Annotated in this window: 15 protein-coding genes and 1 pseudogene; 8 read left to right on the top strand and 8 right to left on the bottom strand. The window is 60.2% G+C overall.

All coding sequences use genetic code 11. The annotated features are described in order from the left end of the window. The coding region (locus tag AC1DH9_RS10700) for a dermonecrotic toxin domain-containing protein (protein ID WP_477808152.1) at positions 1–1,073 on the bottom strand (1,073 nt) is incomplete at its 3' end. Positions 1,074–1,172: 99 nt separating this feature from the next. Next, a complete protein-coding gene (treR, locus tag AC1DH9_RS10705; protein ID WP_427544386.1) occupies positions 1,173–1,877 on the bottom strand; it encodes a trehalose operon repressor in 705 nt (234 codons plus the stop codon). Positions 1,878–2,099: 222 nt separating this feature from the next. Between treR and treP the strand changes: the two genes are divergently transcribed. The 7 genes and pseudogenes from treP to tadA all read left to right on the top strand — a co-directional run bounded on the left by treP (position 2,100) and on the right by tadA (position 11,547). Then, positions 2,100–3,542 (top strand): PTS system trehalose-specific EIIBC component, encoded by a 1,443-nt coding sequence (gene treP / locus AC1DH9_RS10710; RefSeq protein WP_477808153.1) that lies wholly within the window; start codon positions 2,100–2,102, stop codon positions 3,540–3,542. 117 nt (positions 3,543–3,659) lie between these two features. After that, complete coding sequence (gene treC / locus AC1DH9_RS10715) at positions 3,660–5,309, top strand: alpha,alpha-phosphotrehalase (protein ID WP_427544380.1); 1,650 nt, start codon at positions 3,660–3,662, stop codon at positions 5,307–5,309. A 96-nt stretch (positions 5,310–5,405) separates the two neighbouring features. After that, the gene (locus tag AC1DH9_RS10720) at positions 5,406–6,629 is read left to right on the top strand and encodes a maltoporin (protein WP_427544378.1); all 1,224 of its coding nucleotides are present in this window, start codon (positions 5,406–5,408) and stop codon (positions 6,627–6,629) included. Positions 6,630–6,847: 218 nt separating this feature from the next. After that, positions 6,848–9,066, top strand: a pseudogene (gene ptsP, locus AC1DH9_RS10725) (phosphoenolpyruvate--protein phosphotransferase). Positions 9,067–9,068: 2 nt separating this feature from the next. Continuing rightward, positions 9,069–9,362 (top strand): PTS sugar transporter subunit IIB, encoded by a 294-nt coding sequence (locus tag AC1DH9_RS10730; RefSeq protein ID WP_427544373.1) that lies wholly within the window; start codon positions 9,069–9,071, stop codon positions 9,360–9,362. A gap of 311 nt (positions 9,363–9,673) precedes the next feature. After that, positions 9,674–11,050: a multicopper oxidase family protein gene (locus AC1DH9_RS10735; RefSeq protein ID WP_427544370.1), complete on the top strand. Its 1,377-nt coding sequence runs from the start codon at positions 9,674–9,676 to the stop codon at positions 11,048–11,050. Continuing rightward, positions 11,050–11,547 (top strand): tRNA adenosine(34) deaminase TadA, encoded by a 498-nt coding sequence (gene tadA / locus AC1DH9_RS10740; RefSeq protein WP_427544367.1) that lies wholly within the window; start codon positions 11,050–11,052, stop codon positions 11,545–11,547. The genes AC1DH9_RS10735 and tadA overlap by 1 nt, the downstream gene beginning before the upstream one ends. 134 nt (positions 11,548–11,681) lie before the next feature. On the opposite strand, the gene cmoB is transcribed toward tadA, so the two are convergent. From cmoB to lon, 6 genes are all read right to left on the bottom strand, one after another. Continuing rightward, entirely contained in the window at positions 11,682–12,638 is a 957-nt protein-coding gene (gene cmoB, locus AC1DH9_RS10745; RefSeq protein ID WP_429539373.1) for a tRNA 5-methoxyuridine(34)/uridine 5-oxyacetic acid(34) synthase CmoB, read from the bottom strand. Continuing rightward, a complete protein-coding gene (gene cmoA / locus AC1DH9_RS10750; RefSeq protein ID WP_442114776.1) occupies positions 12,635–13,414 on the bottom strand; it encodes a carboxy-S-adenosyl-L-methionine synthase CmoA in 780 nt (259 codons plus the stop codon). The genes cmoB and cmoA overlap by 4 nt, the downstream gene beginning before the upstream one ends. 194 nt (positions 13,415–13,608) lie before the next feature. Further along, a complete protein-coding gene (locus AC1DH9_RS10755) occupies positions 13,609–14,259 on the bottom strand; it encodes a lysoplasmalogenase (protein WP_427547310.1) in 651 nt (216 codons plus the stop codon). Positions 14,260–14,261: 2 nt separating this feature from the next. Next, entirely contained in the window at positions 14,262–14,654 is a 393-nt protein-coding gene (locus tag AC1DH9_RS10760; RefSeq protein WP_427547312.1) for a protease inhibitor I42 family protein, read from the bottom strand. Between the two features lie 117 nt (positions 14,655–14,771). Next, positions 14,772–15,368 carry a hypothetical protein gene (locus AC1DH9_RS10765; protein ID WP_427532934.1) on the bottom strand — a complete coding sequence of 199 codons (597 nt, stop codon included), beginning with the start codon at positions 15,366–15,368 and terminating at the stop codon, positions 14,772–14,774. 131 nt (positions 15,369–15,499) lie between these two features. After that, a complete protein-coding gene (lon, locus tag AC1DH9_RS10770; RefSeq protein WP_427547315.1) occupies positions 15,500–17,920 on the bottom strand; it encodes an endopeptidase La in 2,421 nt (806 codons plus the stop codon). A 163-nt stretch (positions 17,921–18,083) separates the two neighbouring features. Between lon and AC1DH9_RS10775 the strand changes: the two genes are divergently transcribed. Then, a partial coding sequence (locus AC1DH9_RS10775) for a hypothetical protein (protein WP_442114777.1) occupies positions 18,084–18,353 on the top strand: 270 nt, incomplete at its 3' end.

Genomic DNA, 18,353 nt, shown 5'->3' on the forward strand with positions numbered 1-18,353 from the left:
CCTTTACGCAGTTGTCCGTTGGTCACCAGGGACAGATCGGCCTCTTGCGACATTGCGCTCTGCACATTACGGCTCAGCCAGGAAAACGCGTCACCGCTGACGGTGATGTTTTTTTGATTGATCAGATGGTGATCGTATTTACCCCACGTGCCCACCAACTGGTTCATCAGCGGCGTGATGTTGTCGTGGATCTCCTGGCGCACCGACAGCGGGAAATGCGTCATGAATTCGGCATAGCGCGTGTCATCGTTCATTTGCAGCAGGATCCACCAATGCATGTCCGTCAGCGTCGGGTGCACGTGGAACGCATCAGTGGCGCCGGGAACATAGGTGATTTGCCGTCCGCTACCGTCATCGATACGCAGGATATCGGTGGCGACATGCCCGGCTACATCCAGGGCGCACACCCGCAGATCGGCGGGTGCTGAGGTTTGCGCACGCACGTTCTCCAGGGTCAGCGGCCAGTTTTTGTCTGCGGCGACGGCCCGGATAACGGTCTGAAACTCTTCCTCCTGCAGCGTACCGTTTTCCCGTGCCTCGACGGCTTTACTCAGGTAGTTGCATTTCGCCAGGGCCCGGTAGTCATCAAAATGCACGCTCCAGTAGGCGTTCAGCTTGGCCAGATACCGATCGCTGAAGGTCTCGTGCCAGAAGTCCTTGAGCACGGCGCTGGGGTACATCCGCACTTCGTTGGTTTCGTTGTAAATGCTGGCGGTTGCATCGGCGGTGTAAAACCCGCCGTAACAGTCCAGCTGATCGAAGTAGTCCTGATCGGTGACGTAATACCGATGAATGACCAGTTGCGTCAGGGTCATTGACTGAGTGGGTTTAGGGTAGTGCTCCCAACCCAGGAAGGTTTTGGTGCTGCTGGCCGTGACATTGCCAAAACGATGCCACCAGACCTGATCGGGGTCCAGGCCGGTAACGCCGTGTTTTTTCAGGATTTCGGTGGCCATCCCATGGGCTTCTTCGTGCAGGTCGGGACAGGCAGTCACGATGACGGGCGCGATGCTCAGCAGGTGTTGTTTGTCTGTGTTATCGGGCAGCGTTTCACGTGTTTGATCGGTAGGCATGTTCTCGCTCCTTGAGAAATGGGCTGAGAGGATTGCTCATTTGCTCAAGGGAAGTGCACTACATAGTTATGCTCAAACACGATTCCGGAAGGTGTAGGGTCAGCGCCGCGCCACATCAGAAAAGTAGAACTTGTCCAGGGTATGCCGCGATTCGGTGTATTCGAACTGGCGGCCATCCTGCAAAAAGGTCTGGTTGCTGACCACGATCACATGGCTCTGGCCGTCGAGGTCCAGGTGCTGCTGGTCATCCTTGCTGCGCGGCACCGCTTCGATGGTGCGTTGGGCGTAGGCGATTTGCAGTTGCAGGGTCTGCTCGATGAAGGCGTAGATCGAGTGCTCGGCGATCTCGCGGTTCAGCCCCGGAATCAGGTCGGCGACGAAGTGGTTGATGTCGAGGATCACCCGCTTGCCGTCGATTCGACGCACGCGCTTGATCCGCGTGATCAGGCTGCCTTCTTCAGCTTTCAGGTGTTCGAGCAAGGCGCCTTGCAGGGGGATCTGTTCGAACTCCACGACCTCGGTGCTGACGTCGTTGCCGAGCCTTGGGTAGGTTTCCTGAAAACTGACGATGCCGCCGAGCTGGAATTCGATCGGGTTGGTCGACAGTACGAAGGTGCCTTTACCGTGGACTTTCTGGGCGAAGCCGCGTTCCTGAAGCAGTTCGATAGCCTTGCGCACGGTGCCGCGACTGGCCTGGTAGCTGTCCATCAATTCGGTTTCGGAAGGCAACCGCGCGCCGCGTTCCAGGCGTTCGGTGGTGATACTGGCAAGCAGATCGCTGTAGATCTGGTTGTATTTGCTCATGGTAGTGGCTGCGTTGTGCTCAAGGCAGGAACCTTAAGGGCAGAGGTGGGGTTTGTCCATTTGGCGTTGAAATACTCGCCCGTGGGAAATTGGGCCACTGGTCGGCTTGTGAGTAAACAAATTGAAACTCGTCTGTACGAGTTGTTGCATTAACTCGTACAGACGAGTACTTTTCGCTTCGGCATGCTGCCAACAACAAAAAAACACAGTGGATGAAAAAGCATGAGCCACGATTACCCGACTATCGCCAGCGAGCTGCTTCATAGCCTCGGTGGTGCTGACAACCTTGAACAGGCCGCGCATTGCGTCACGCGTCYGCGCCTGGCCCTCAAAGACCCGCAGCGGGTCGACAGCGCGACGCTGAACCAGATCGACCTGGTCAAAGGCTCGTTTTTCACCGGCGGCCTGTTTCAGGTGGTCATCGGTCCCGGCGAGGTCGAGAAGGTCTACGCCGCGCTACGCCAACAGACCGGTCTCGCCGCGTCGACCATCGCCGATGTGAAACAAAAGGGCGCCGACAAGACCAACGCCATGCAGCGTCTGGTGCGGGTGTTCTCCGATGTGTTCATGCCGATTCTGCCGGCGCTGATCATTGCCGGCCTGTTGATGGGCGTGAACAACCTGATCGGTGCCAAAGGCATGTTCATTGCCGGCAAGACCCTGCTTGAAGCCTACCCGACGCTGGACGGTGTCTGGAGCCTGATCAATCTGATGGCCAACACCTCGTTCGTGTTCCTCCCGGCGCTGGTCGGCTGGTCGGCGGCCAAGCGTTTTGGTGGCAGTGAAATCCTCGGCATCGTGCTCGGCCTGATGCTGGTTCACCCGGATCTGCTGAACGCCTGGAACTACGGCAAGGCGGTGGCCGGGCTGGACGGCCAGAGCCTGCCGTACTTCGATATTCTTGGCTGGTTCAAGATCGAGAAGGTCGGTTATCAGGGCCAGATCCTGCCGATCCTGATGGCCGCCTACGTCATGAGCGTCATTGAAAAATGGCTGCGGGCACGGGTGCCGAATGCCATCCAACTGCTGGTGGTGCCGATTACCACCATCGTCGTGACCGGGGTGTTGGCGCTGGCCGTGATCGGTCCGGTGACCCGCCACCTGGGGATTCTGATCACCGAAGGCGTGGTGACCTTGTTCGACCTGGCGCCGATGGTTGGCGGGGCGATTTTCGGTCTGCTGTATGYGCCGTTGGTGATCACCGGCATGCACCACATGTTCCTTGCGGTGGACCTGCAGTTGATCTCGACTCAGGGCGGCACGTTCATCTGGCCGATGATTGTCATGTCCAACCTTGCTCAGGGCAGCGCGGCACTCGGGGTGTTCTACATGACCCGCAGTGCGCGGGACAAAAGCATGGCTTCGACCTCGGCGATTTCCGCCTATTTCGGCATCACTGAACCGGCGATGTTCGGCGTCAACCTGCGCTACAAGTTTCCGTTCTACGCGGCACTGACCGGCTCGGCGCTGGGCTGCATGTTCCTGTCGCTGAACAAGGTTCAGGCCTCGGCGATTGGTGTCGGTGGCTTGCCCGGATTCATCTCGATCATCCCGCAGTTCATTCCGATGTTTGTGGTCGGGATGGTTGTCGCCATGGTCGTGCCGTTTGTTTTGACCTGTGGCATGAGCATGAAAATCGTTCGGCCCGGGTATCGCGTTGCCTGACAGATCGCTATCGCGAGCAGGCTCGCTCCCACAGGGTTTCGCATTTCATTGTGGGAGCGAGCCTGCTCGCGATGAGGCCCTTACGGCCAGTACAAAACTTACTGAAGGATTTGCGCCATGCAAGACTGGCAGCGTTCGGTGATCTACCAGATCTACCCGAAAAGCTTTCACAGCCACGCCGGCAACCCCACGGGCGATTTGCTCGGGGTGGTGGCCAAGCTCGATTACCTGCAATGGCTGGGGGTCGACTGCCTGTGGATCACCCCGTTCCTGCGGTCGCCGCAACGCGACAACGGCTACGACATCAGCGACTACTACGCCATCGACCCGAGCTACGGGACCATGGCCGACTGCGAGTTGCTGATTGCCGAGGCCGGCAAGCGCGGGATCAAGCTGATGCTCGATATTGTGGTCAACCACACCTCCATCGAGCACAGCTGGTTTCAGCAAGCGCGCAGCAGTCTTGATAACCCGTACCGTGACTTCTACATCTGGCGCGACCAGCCGAACAACTGGGAGTCCAAGTTCGGCGGCTCGGCCTGGGAATACGAGGCGCAAACCGGTCAGTACTTCCTGCACCTGTTCGACCACACCCAGGCCGACCTCAACTGGGACAACCCGCAGGTCCGTGCTGAAGTCTTCAAACTGATGCGCTTCTGGCGTGACAAAGGCGTGGGCGGTTTCCGTCTGGATGTGATCAACCTGATCTCCAAACCGGCGGACTTCCCCGAAGACCACACCGACGGCCGACGCTTCTACACCGACGGCCCGAACGTGCATGAGTACTTGCAGGAAATGCACCGCGAAGTCTTCGAAGGTCATGACCTGATCAACGTCGGCGAGATGTCTTCCACCAGCCTTGAGCACTGCATCCGCTATTCGCGACCGGACTCGAAAGAGCTGTCGATGACCTTCAACTTTCATCACCTGAAAGTCGATTACCCCAATATGCAGAAATGGATTCGCGCCGATTTCGATTTTCTTGAACTCAAGCGCATCCTTTCCGACTGGCAGACCGGGATGCAGGCCGGTGGCGGCTGGAATGCGCTGTTCTGGTGTAACCACGATCAGCCGCGAGTGGTGTCGCGGTTTGGCGATGACGGTGAACACCGGGTGGTTTCGGCGAAGATGCTCGGCACCGCACTGCACTTTTTGCAGGGCACGCCGTTCATCTATCAGGGTGAAGAGTTGGGCATGACCAACCCGGGCTTCGAGCGCATCGAGCAGTACCGGGATGTCGAAACCCTGAACATCTATCGCCTCAAGCGCGAGGCGGGCGAGTCCGAGTCATCGAGCATGGCGGCGATCATGCAGAAGTCCCGCGACAACAGTCGCACTCCCATGCAGTGGAGCGCGTTACCCAATGCCGGTTTCAGCAGCGCCGAGCCGTGGATCGGCGTGCCGGCCAACGCCACGCAGATCAACGTCGACAACCAGCTCGACGACGCGACTTCGGTGCTGCACCACTATCGCCAACTGATTGCCTTGCGCCGCAGCGAACCGCTGATCCAGGACGGCGTGTATCGCCAGCTCTTGCCCACGCACAAACAGGTCTGGGTGTACCTGCGTGAAGGCGAAGGCGAGCGGCTGTTGGTGGTGAACAACTTCTATGGCTCGGCGTGCGAAGTCGAGCTGCCGGAGCGGGTGATCACCGACTGCATGGTGCAACGCTTGGTGATCAGCAACTACCCGGGCTGTGAGGTGCGCAAGCAGCAGCTGTTCCTGCGGCCTTACGAGTCGTTCGTTCTGCACCTGACCGACCACTAAACAACAGGCTTTTCAAACAACTCGCAGGGCACTGCGCGGGGGCTTTTTGCGCGCAGGTTTTGCCGGATGAGCACAATAAAAATAATGGGGTGGCTCTTGAAAACAACAATAAATCGCAGCCTTGCGGCATCGTGCGTGTGCCTGGTATTGCCGTTCTCGGCCCACGCTCTGGAGTTCGCCGGCTACCTGCGCAGCGGCGTCGGGAGCACGGTCAATGGCGGCTCGCAATCGTGTTTCAAACTGCCCGGCGCAGAGTCGAAGTACCGTTTGGGTAACGAGTGCGAACAGTACGCGGAGCTGGAATTGCGTCAGAACCTGCTGACCCTCGATGACGGCTCGGTGCTCAGCGTCGATGGCATGGCTTCGCTGTACAACCAGTACGACCGCAACCTGACGTTCCAGGGTGACAACGGCTCGGTGCGGATGCCGCAGATGTATGCGCAATGGTCGAACCTGCCGAGCCTCAATGGCGGTTCGCTGTGGGCCGGTCGGCGCTACTACAAACGAAACGACATCCATATTTCCGACTTCTACTACTGGAACCAGAGCGCCACGGGTGGCGGTATCGAGGACGTGAAGATTGGCGACCTGAAATACAGCTACGCGTTTTCGCGCAAGGACAACCTGTACCAGAAGGACTACGTCACTCGACACGATTTCAACGTCTCAGGCTTTGATGCCAACCCTGGTGGGGAGCTGGAGTTTGGYCTGAGCTACATCGACAAGCCCGACCGTCGCGACGCGCACGCAGGCTGGGCAATCACCGCCCAACATGTGCAGAAAGACTTTTTCGGCGGCAAGAACAAACTGGCGTTGCAATACGGCGAAGGCCCCGGCACCGGGTTGGGCTACACCGGCGATGTGGGGCTGGATGACCGCAACAAGAGCTACCGCCTGGTGGAGTTCTTCGACTGGCAACTGACGCCGCGTTTTGGTGGTCAGGTCGAAGCGGTCTATCAGAAGGACATCCGCCCGGACGGTAACGGCCAGAACTGGATTTCCCTCGGCATTCGTCCGGCGTACGCGATCACCGATCAATTCAAACTGGTGACTGAGCTGGGGCACGATCAGGTCGAAGCTCCGGGCGGTACGCGCAAGCTGAGCAAATTCACTTTTGCCCCGACCTGGTCGCCCAAAGGTCCGGGTTTCTGGGAACGCCCCGAGGTGCGTTTGTACTACACCTATGCCAGCTGGAACGAGGCGGCCAAGCGTGCGGCCAATGAACTGGCGCAAGGTTCGGCGTTGTCCGATACCGGCGCGTTCGGCACGGCACTGCATGGCGCGAACGTCGGATTGCAGGTCGAGTACTGGTGGAAATAAGTACGGTAATCAGCAGCAGGCTCAACGTACTTTCGTAGCAGCTGGCGCAGCCGGCGTTCGGCTGCGGAGCAGTCGTGAATCCTGCATCCTCGGTCTGCCTGAATCACCGAGGTGCCTGATTTTACGACTGCTGCGCAGCCGAACGCCGCCTTCGGCAGCTGCTACAGGGTGCAGTGCTGCTCAATGTATCTATACAGAACAAAACCGCAGGTGAAGTCATGACCCTAACCCAACCCTTGCAATTGCTGGCGCCGCTGTCCGGGGTGCTGATGCCGCTTGATCACGTACCGGATCCGGTGTTCGCCAGCCGGGTGATCGGCGACGGCCTGTGCATCGATCCGACCTCGCAGGTCCTTTGCGCACCGTTGGCCGGCGTCGTCAGCAATCTTCAACACAGCGGCCATGCGATCAGCATCACCGATGACAGCGGTGTGCAGGTGTTGCTGCACATCGGCCTGGACACCGTGAACCTGAAAGGCCAAGGGTTCAGCGCCTTGGTCGAGCAGGGCCAGCGTGTCGAGGCCGGGCAGCCGTTGATCGAGTTCGATGCCGACTATATCGCCCTGCATGCCCGCAGCCTGTTGACCTTGATGCTGGTGGTCAGCGGCGAGCCCTTCAGTCTGCTGACACCGGACAGCGGTCTGGTGGCCTGTGCGCAGCCGTTGTTGCGCCTGAGCCTGGGCGATCCGCGTAGCGTTGTTGGGTTCAGGCGCCGGAGGTGTCGGCGAAGCTGCTGCGTGGTGTCTGCGCTTCGGCGGGTTCCGCTTTCGGGTACGTGGTGCAAGTGGCGGAACGTGCTCTGGAAATGCCTGAGTTTGCCGCCGATCAACAGGTGGAGCGCGAGTCGCTGGAACGTTCGCTGAGGCACGCGACACAGGCGCTGCAACGCTTGCGTGACAACGCGGCGGGCGAGGCGCAGGCGGACATCTTCAAGGCGCATCAGGAGTTGCTGGAAGACCCGAGCCTGCTGGAACAGGCCCATGCCCTGATCGCTGAGGGCAAGAGCGCGGCGTTTGCCTGGAACAGCGCCACCGAAGCCACCGCGACGTTGTTCAAGTCGCTGGGCAGCACGTTGCTGGCCGAGAGGGCATTGGACCTGATGGACGTCGGTCAGCGTGTGCTCAAGCTGATTCTCGGAGTGCCGGACGGTGTCTGGGAGTTGCCGGATCAGGCGATCTTGATTGCCGAACAACTGACACCGTCGCAGACCGCTGCGCTGGACACCGGCAAAGTGTTGGGCTTCGCCACCGTCGGCGGAGGTGCCACCAGCCATGTGGCGATTCTCGCCCGGGCCCTGGGTTTGCCGGCGGTGTGTGGTTTACCGCTGCAAGTGCTGTCACTGGCCAGTGGCACCCGAGTGTTGCTCGATGCGGACAAGGGCGAATTGCACCTGGACCCGGCGGTGTCGGTCATCGAGCAGTTGCACGCCAAGCGCCAGCAGCAACGCCTGCGTCATCAACACGAGCTGGAACACGCTGCACGGGCCGCCGTCACTCTCGACGGTCATCACTTTGAAGTCACGGCCAATGTGGCTTCGCTGGCCGAAACCGAGCAGGCCGTGAGCCTCGGGGCTGAAGGTATCGGCCTGTTGCGTTCGGAGTTTTTGTATCAGCAGCGCAGCGTGGCGCCGAGTCACGATGAACAGGCCGGCACCTACAGCGCCATCGCCCGCGCACTGGGCCCGCAGCGCAATCTGGTGGTGCGCACGCTGGATGTCGGCGGCGACAAACCCTTGGCCTACGTGCCGATGGACAGCGAGGCCAATCCGTTTCTGGGGATGCGCGGGATTCGCCTGTGCCTGGAGCGTCCGCAACTGCTGCGTGAGCAGTTCCGGGCGATTCTGAGCAGCGCCGGTCTGGCCCGTCTGCATATCATGTTGCCGATGGTCAGCCAGCTGTCGGAGCTGCGTCTGGCGCGGCTGATGCTTGAAGAAGAGGCGCTGGCGCTGGGGATCGAGGAGCTGCCGAAACTGGGCATCATGATCGAAGTCCCGGCAGCGGCGCTGATGGCGGACCTGTTTGCGCCCGAGGTGGATTTCTTTTCCATTGGCACCAACGACCTGACTCAGTACACCCTGGCCATGGACCGCGATCACCCGCGCCTGGCCAGTCAGGCCGACAGTTTTCACCCATCGGTGCTGCGCTTGATCGCCAGCACCGTGAAGGCCGCCCATGCCCATGGCAAGTGGGTCGGGGTGTGTGGCGCACTGGCGTCGGAGACCTTGGCGGTGCCGCTGTTGCTGGGGCTGGGGGTGGATGAGCTGTCGGTCAGCGTGCCGCTGATTCCGGCGATCAAGGCGGCGATTCGCGAGGTCGAACTCAGCGACTGTCAGGCCATCGCGCATCAGGTGCTCGGGCTGGAAAGCGCCGAGCAGGTCCGCGAGGCGTTGAGTGTGCAGCAGGCGATGGTCGAAACTTCACAGGTGTTGGAGAACTGAACATGTTCGAGAAAATGCAACGGGCGTTCTGGAAGGCATTGACCCCGGACCTGGTGGTGGATGAACCGAAGCGGGTTGCCCAACCTGCCTCGGGTTTGGCCGCGAATGTGGTGGCCGCGCTGGGCGGTGTGGATAACCTCAAATCCCAACAGCGCCTGGCACTGACGCGGGTGCGGGTGGAGTTGAAAGATGCCGCGCTGCTGGACGCGATGGCCTTGCGTGCAGCGGGTGTGCCGGGGGTGATGACGTTGGCGGGTGGGGTGGTGCATTTGATCGTGGGATTGTCGGTGGCTTGAGCTGGGCGTTTGCCTCAAGAACCACCCCTCACCCTAACCCTCTCCCCAAAGGGGAGAGGGGACTGACCGTGGGTTTCTGAAGGTTTACGGCGACCTGCGATTTCGAGTCGAACTCAGGCCTCAAGAACGATAAATATCTGCCCCCTCTCCCCTCTGGGGAGAGGGTTGGGGTGAGGGGTGGCTTCCTGACCCAACCCCAAAGCAAGACCTGCCATCCACCGCGTTGCCCTTACTGTTTCTCATCCGCAGGTGTATCGTATTCGCCTTTTGCGGGCACAGGCCTGCCGCTGATACGTGAGGTTGTTGAGTTCATGTCCTTTACCCGTCGACAAATACTGGGTGGTCTGGCCGGTCTGGCAGTGGTGGGCGTCGGGGCGGGTGGTGCATCGCGTTACTGGCTGAGGAAAATGGCCGACGCCAACGCGGGTCATGACTACGAACTGATCGCCGCGCCGCTGGATGTCGAGCTGGTGCCGGGGCACAAAACCGAGGCCTGGGCCTTTGGTCCGTCGGCGCCGGGGACGGAACTGCGGGTACGTCAGGGCGAATGGCTGCGGGTGCGCTTCATCAACCATCTGCCGGTGCCCACCACCATTCACTGGCACGGTATCCGTTTGCCGCTGGAGATGGACGGCGTGCCGTACGTCTCCCAATTGCCGGTGCTGCCGGGCGAGTATTTCGACTACAAATTCCGCGTGCCGGACGCTGGCAGCTACTGGTATCACCCGCACGTGAACAGCAGCGAAGAGCTGGGGCGCGGGTTGGTCGGGCCGCTGATCATCGAAGAACGCGAGCCCACCAGTTTCAAGTACGAGAAGACCCTTAGCCTGAAAAGCTGGCACGTCGATGAAGAAGGCGCTTTCGTGCCGTTCAGCATTCCGCGTGAAGCGGCGCGCGGCGGCACGGCCGGGCGTCTGGCGACCATCAATGGAGTACCGCTGCCGGTGATCGACTTGCCGGCCGGGCAGATCACTCGGGTACGCTTGTTGAATCTCGACAACACCCTGACTTACCGCCTCAACATTCCGGGCGTCGAAGCGCAGATCTACGCGCTCGACGGCAACCCGATCGAGCCACGTCCGCTGGGTAAGGAATACTGGCTGGGCCCCGGCATGCGGATTTGCCTGGCGATCAAGGCCCCGGCGGCGGGTGAAGAATTGTCGCTGCGTAACGGGCCGGTGCGCATTGGCACCTTGCGTTCGGTGGTCAACAATGACGCACCAACCCAGTGGCCACCGGCGCTGCCGGCCAACCCGATTTCCGAGCCGGACCTGGCCAATGCCGAGAAGCTCAATTTCAATTTCGAGTGGGTTGGATCGGTGTCGGTGAACGTCGATAATGGCAAGCCGCCGAGCCTCTGGCAGATCAACGGCAAGGCCTGGGACATCACCGACAAAACCTGCGCCGACCGCCCGATTGCCAAGCTTGCGAAGGGCAAAAGCTACATTTTCGAATTGAAGAACATGACCCAGTACCAGCACCCGGTTCACTTGCACGGCATGAGCTTCAAGGTCATTGCCTCGAACCGCAAAAAGATCATCCCGTATTTCACCGACACCTACCTGCTGGGCAAGAACGAACGCGCCCAGGTGGCGCTGGTGGCGGATAATCCGGGGGTGTGGATGTTCCACTGCCATGTGATCGACCATATGGAAACCGGCCTGATGGCCGCCATCGAGGTGGCTTGATGCGTCAGATACGCCCCGCGAAGATCATCGACCGTAGCCGCGATCAGGACTTCATGCGTGAGGCCCTGGCGCTGGCCGCGCAAGGTGCCGCCCTCGGTGAAGTTCCGGTGGGCGCGGTGCTGGTGCAGGACGGTGAAATCATCGGTCGCGGCTTCAATTGCCCGATCAGCGGCAGCGACCCCAGCGCCCACGCCGAAATGGTCGCGATCCGCGCTGCGGCGCAGGCCGTGAGCAACTATCGCCTGCCGGGCAGCACGCTGTACGTCACGCTGGAACCGTGCAGCATGTGCGCCGGTTTGATCGTGCATTCACGGATTGCGCGGGTGGTTTATGGGGCGCTGGAGCCCAAGGCCGGGATCGTGCAAAGCCAGGGGCAGTTCTTCACCCAGGGCTTTCTCAACCACCGGGTGCTGGTCGAAGGCGGGGTATTGGCCGAAGAGTGCGGCACGGTGCTAAGCGAGTTCTTCAAAGCCCGACGCGCCAAACCAGCAGACTAAACACCCAACCAATGTGGGAGCGAGCCTGCTCGCGATGAGGCCCTTTCAGTCAACAACAATGTTGAATGACAGTCCGCTATCGCGAGCAGGCTCGCTCCCACAGGGGGGATCTCCATTGGCAGGGAGATTGGGCGTTATTTTTTGGCGACGATCACCGCGCGCATCGGTGCCGGCAGACCTTCAATGGTCTTGCTGTGGTCCTCGGGATCGAGGAAGTCGCTCAGCGACTGATACTTCATCCACTCGGTCCCGCGTTGTTCTTCAACCGTGGTCACACTGACATCCACACAGCGCACATCGCTGAATCCGGCACGGCGCAACCAGAGCATCAGCGCCGGCACCGACGGCAGGAACCAGACGTTGCGCATCTGCGCATAGCGGTCTTCCGGCACCAGCACTTGCTGCTCATCGCCTTCGATCACCAGCGTTTCCAGCACCAGCTCACCGCCCTTGACCAGGCAATCCTTCAGCGCCAGCAAATGCTCGATCGGCGAGCGGCGGTGGTAGAACACGCCCATGGAGAACACGGTGTCGAAGCCTTCCAGATTTGGTGGCAGGTCTTCAAAAGGAAATGGCAGGTGCCAGGCGTTGGGCTCGGCCAGGTAACGCTGCACCGCCTGGAACTGGCAGAAAAACAGCCAGTTCGGGTCGACGCCGATCACGCTGTCGGCACCCGCGCCGAGCATGCGCCACATGTAGTAACCGTTGCCGCAGCCGACATCGAGGATGCGTTTACCCTTGAGGTCGAGGTGCGGGGCGACCCGCGACCACTTCCAGTCCGAACGCCATTCGGTGTCGACGTGCACGCCGAACAGGTCGAACGGGCCTTTGCGCCAAGGCGACAAACCCATCAATGCGGTACGCATTTGCACGCGGGTTTCATCGTCGCAATCGGTGTCGAGGGTCAGGCCGTTCAGCAGGTCGACTTCACTCGGCTGGAGCTTTGGCAGGGCGTCCAGCGCACTCTGCCAGCGCTCCAGATCGCCGTGACCTTTTTCCATTTTTGCGTCGAGTTGCGCTTGCAGGGTGTTGGCCCAATCGGCCAGTGGTGTGCCGGCCAGACGGCGGGCGAGGGGAGACAGATCAATCATGGCAAGGCAATCAACGAGGCAAAGTTAAGACACTGGAACCACGGCACGACTTTCGAGAACCCGGCGGCCAGCAGGCGTTCGCGGTGTTCCTGGAGGCTGTCGGGCTTCATGACGTTTTCGATGGCGCTGCGCTTCTGGGCGATTTCCAGTTCGCTGTAGCCGTTGGCGCGTTTGAAGGCGATGTGCAGGTCGGTGAGCAGCGCGTGTTCTTCGGCATCTTCGAAACGCAGCTTCTCCGAAAGGATCAATGCACCGCCTGGCAACAGCGACTGGCGGATGCGTCCGAGCAGTGCCAGGCGTTGGTCCGGGGCGATGAATTGCAGGGTGAAGTTCAGCGCCACCACCGAGGCCGGTTTGAACTCCAGCGCGAGAATGTCGCCTTCGATCACGTCAACCGGCAACAGCTCCTGGAACATCGAGTCCTGGCCGTTGAGGTATTCGCGGCAACGCTCGACCATCGCCGCCGAGTTATCCACCGCGATTACCCGGCAACCGTCGGTGCGCACGTGACGGCGCAGGGCCTGGGTCACCGCGCCAAGCGACGAACCGAGATCGTAGAGCACGCTACCCGGTTGGGCGAACTGCGCCGCGAGCACGCCGAGGTTTTCGACAATGGTCGGGTAACCCGGCACCGAGCGCTTGATCATGTCCGGGAACACCCGCACCACGTCCTCGTTAAAGGCGAAGTCAGGCACCTGGGCCAAAGGCTGGGCGAAAAGGCGATCGGATTCTTTGCTCACGGCGGTTCCAGCGGCGGATGTGGAAAAGGCCGGCATTTTAGCCAACTTGGCGCGTGGATGCGCGGGTTGTCTGATAAACCGCGTTCGCGAAGTACACGACCTCCGTAGCAGCTGGCGAAGCCTGCGTTCGAGGGCGGAGCCCTCGCAATACGGGCGACACCAATACACCTGAAGCAGCGCGGTGTGAGGATTACGACTGCTTCGCAGCCGAACGCAGGCTTCGCCAGCTGCTACAGGGAGTGTTGTTTGCCGCGTTGTTGGGAGAACGCCGACGCGGTAATCCCCCATTGCCCCAGCCAGTAGCTGAGGATGATCACGTAGGGCGCCGCCTGGAACGGCACGACAAAACGGCTGATGCCGATCACGCTGTCGGAGAACACAAACGCCAGCGCACCACCGGCCGCCAACAGTGCCGAACGCTTGGGCACGTCGCTGCCCAAACGGGCCAGGGCACGCCAAAGCATGGCGCTGATGGCCACGCCATAAACGATCACCGGAACCAGCAACGGCCCCAGGCCATGGCTGATCAGAATCCCCAGCAACAGCGCGCCAACCCCGAGCGCGAGCATCAGAGGCGCCAGCGCCAGGCGTCGGCAATCACTCAAATAGGCTTTCAAGTACACCAGGTGCGCGACCAGAAACGCGCCCAGGCCAAACACGAACAAATCCCCCGGCCACGCCAACAGCACATCGCCGAGCACCGAAAACATCAGGCCAAGGCTGATCCAGCGCCGATAGTCGCTGGGCGGCGCGTCGTGCAACCAGCCGAGCAGCGCCAGCACCGGCAACGGTTTGACCACTAGGCACAGCAACGCGGCGTGAATGCTCACTCCGTAAAGAAACGTCACCGCGCCCATCAGCGCCAGAATCAGCCAGCCCATGTTCAGTTGACCGAAATCGCGCAGTCGAAAGTTTGCGCAGGTTCGACTTCCGGTTCCCACGGCTGTTGATAAGTCAGGCGCAAACGCCCGTTGCCTGCGGCGAAGGCTTGAAAGCGCCAGGTCGATTGCCCGCCACTGCCCACCAACCCGGTGTTCTCCGGGTTGCTGTAAACCTCGGGGCTGATCGCCCGCAGCACACCGCCAGCCGAATCCTGGATCGCCCAGCGATAACCGGTGGTCGGGTTGCTTGGCAGGGTCAGGATCAGGTGTTGCCCGTTGTTCAGTTGCACCGGGCATTCGCTTTGTTTTTCCACCGTCACGTTCTGTTTTGGTTGACTGGCGCAGGCGGCCAGCAGGGCGAGGCTCAGGGGGACAAACAGGCGGGTGGGGGACATAAGGTCAGCAGCTCCGGTATTCACGACGAACGGCGAGCATAACCGAAGATGAGACAAAGTGTGACCGATGAACTGATCTCAGGTTAGCTCGCTGTTTTTTGTGCGCGTGAGTTGGCGTCACTCAACGGTTATAGCTGTCGGGTCACTCCAGCGAGATGTGTGTACGCTAGAAAACTGCCGGGTCTTCAGTTCATATGAACCAGGCGTAAGAGACCATTTGGGTGTCGCACTCCACCACCCGCCTAGATCGGGAGTTACGCTGTGCTGATATGTGATGATTGGGGAAGACTTCAGCGTCAGTTCAATTTCGACGGTGTTACTGAAACTATAAGATGTCCCTTTAATGATTTGGTCGAGCCTGGGAAGCGACCCTCCAGCAGAGGGTTCTGCAATGGCTGATGGCGCGAGCAATTTTGTGAAGAATACCGTTGGGCTTGGCTCTGATGTTTCGCCGTTCCAATGTTCCTGCCTTACACGAATCCAGGCATCTTGTTTAGGGGACTCAAAGTGGTCTGATGGGTTGGAATATTTCCAGCTCCCATCCTGCTCCACGTTGGTCACTCTTTCCCAGTGAGCCGGGTTCATGAAGTTCGAGTTTACGAAAATTGCGCACCCGACTTCGCCAGTCCCTTTCAGCTCCAGCGTTTCAACCTCATCCCTCTCTGTTGGACTCAAGATAACGGGAGGGGCCAATACAACGGCTTTCTTTTCCATGATTGCTCACTATTGAACGTGGGGTGAGTAACCGTTTTATCAAGTTCGAAGATAAGCGCCACCTGTTAGAAATACCAGTTCCGACAAGCGGCGCTGATGGAGCTATCGCTAAAATGCGGTGAAGCAGTCGATCAGAACAACACCTTCGCCACATCCGCAAAGCGCTTGGCAAAGTGCACGGTAATCCCCTCTTTCAAGTAATCCGGCAGTTCCTCAAAACTGCCGCGATTGGACTCCGGCAAGATCAGTTCGAAGATCTTCTGTCGCCGCGCCGCGATCACTTTCTCGCGGACCCCGCCAATCGGCAGCACATGCCCGGTCAGGGTCAGTTCGCCGGTCATGGCCACGCCTTTTTTCGGCGGCTGGTTGCGCGCCAGTGAGAGCAGGGCGCTGGCCATGGTCACGCCGGCGCTTGGGCCGTCTTTCGGTGTTGCACCTTCCGGCACGTGGAGGTGGATGAACGCTTCGTCAAAGAACTTCGCATCGCCACCGAATTGCTTGAGGTGCGAGCTGACGTAGCTGTAGGCGATCTCGGCCGATTCCTTCATCACGTCACCCAATTGCCCGGTGAGCTTGAAGCCGCGGTTGAGGGTGTGAATGCGCGTGGCTTCGATCGGCAAGGTCGCGCCGCCCATGCTGGTCCAGGCCAGACCGGTGATGACCCCGGTGCCGGACAGCACTTGTTCGTTGCGGAACACCGGCATGCCGAGTGAGGCTTCGAGGTCTTTGGGGCCGATCTTGATCACAGCTTTCGGTTCGTCGATCAGCTTCACCACCGCTTTGCGCACCAGTTTGCCCAGTTGTTTTTCCAACTGGCGCACCCCGGCTTCGCGGGCATAACCGTCGATCAGGGCTCTCAGCGCGCTGTCGCTGATGGACAGGCTGGTTTTCGACACCCCGGCTTTCTCAAGCTGTTTTGGCCACAGGTGACGCTTGGCAATGGCGACCTTTTCTTCGGTGATGTAGCCCGACAGGCGAATCACTTCCATCCGGTCGAGCAAGGGACCTGGAATCGAGTCCAGGGTGTTGGCGGTGCAGACGAACAGCACTTTCGACAGGTCCAGGCGCAGGTCCAGGTAATGGTCGAGGAATTCGACGTTCTGTTCCGGGTCCAGGGTTTCCAGTAGCGCCGAGGCTGGGTCGCCCTGGAAGCTTTGGCCCATCTTGTCGATTTCGTCGAGCATGATCACCGGGTTCATCACTTCAACGTCTTTCAACGCCTGGACCAGTTTGCCCGGCAGCGCGCCGATGTAGGTGCGGCGATGGCCCTTGATCTCGGCTTCGTCGCGCATACCGCCGACGCTGAAGCGATAGAACGGCCGTCCCAGCGACTCGGCGATGGATTTACCGACGCTGGTCTTGCCCACGCCCGGTGGACCGACCAGCAACACGATGGAACCGGCGATCTCACCTTTGTAGGCGCCGACCGCAAGGAATTCGAGGATCCGGTCCTTGATGTCGTCGAGCCCTGCGTGGTGTTGGTCGAGGACTTTGCGCGCGTGTTTGAGGTCGAGTTTGTCCTCGCCATAAACGCCCCACGGCACTGCTGTCGCCCACTCCAGGTAGTTGCGGGTGACGGCGTATTCCGGCGAGCCGGTTTCGAGGATCGACAGCTTGTTCATTTCCTCTTCAATGCGTTTCTGTGCCTGTGGCGGCAGGACCTTGCCCACCAGCCGCTGCTCGAACTGCTCGACGTCGGCGCTGCGGTCGTCCTTGGTCAGCCCCAGTTCCTGCTGGATGACCTTGAGTTGTTCCTTGAGGAAAAACTCGCGCTGGTGTTCGCCGATCTTGCGGTTCACTTCGGCAGAGATTTCTTTCTGCAAGCGCGCGACTTCGACTTCCTTGCGCAGCATCGGCAGGACTTTTTCCATGCGCTTGAGCATTGGCACGCAGTCGAGCACTTCTTGCAGCTCGCTGCCGGTGGCCGAGGTCAGGGCGGCGGCGAAGTCGGTCAGTGGCGACGGATCGTTGGGGCTGAAGCGGTTGAGGTAGTTTTTCAGCTCYTCGCTGTACAGCGGGTTGAGCGGCAGCAGTTCCTTGATCGCGTTGATCAGCGCCATGCCGTAGGCCTTGACCTCATCGGTCGGCTCGCTTGGCTGGTGCGGGTATTCGACTTCCACCAGGTACGGTGGGCGATGGTGCTTTAGCCAGGTCTTGAGGCGTACGCGGGTCAGGCCCTGGGCGACGAATTGCAGTTTGCCGTTTTCGCGGCTGGCGTGATGGATCTTCACCAGGGTGCCGTAAAGCGGCAGGGCGGAGGTGTCGAAGTGCCGTGGGTCTTCTTGCGGGCTGTCCATGAAGAACAGCGCGAGCGAGTGATGTTCGGACTTGGCGACCAGGTCGAGGGTTTCGGCCCAGGGTTCTTCGTTGACGATCACCGGCAGTACTTGCGCGGGGAAGAACGGGCGGTTGTGGATCGGGATGATGTAGACCTTGTCCGGCAGGTTCTGGCCGGGCAGGGCCAGGCCTTTGCCTGCTGAGGTAGGGTGTTCGGCGTGTTCGGGGTCGGCGTAGTCGCTCGGGTTATCCGGGAATTCTTGCTGGTCGCTCATGGGGCACCTGCGCAATGGGGTATGAGGGATAGATGGGGCAGGTGGTGGGTGGTTTCAATGGGGGGCGGTTGTTAGCGGGTGTTTCATAAGGTGTATCCGCCCAACTATTGTGGGAGCGAGCCTGCTCGCGATGGCGGCCTGACAGCCGGACTATCTCCCGCAGATGTACACCAATCAAACCTGTGGGAGCTGGCTTGCCTGCGAAGGCGGCCTGACAGCCGGCCTATCTTTCGCAGATGTACACCAATCCATTGTGGGAGCGAGCCTGCTCGCGATGGCGGCCGGACAGCCGACCAATCTCTCGCAGGTGTACATATCCATTCCTGCGGTAACGGCGGCTGGCGGTTTCGCCCTTACGGCGACTCACTTTTTTTACAAGCGCCTAAAAAAAGTAAGCAAAAAAACGCTCGCCCCAAGCGTACGGCACCTCGCC

It is taken from the genome of Pseudomonas sp. 05T35, from assembly GCF_056396605.1.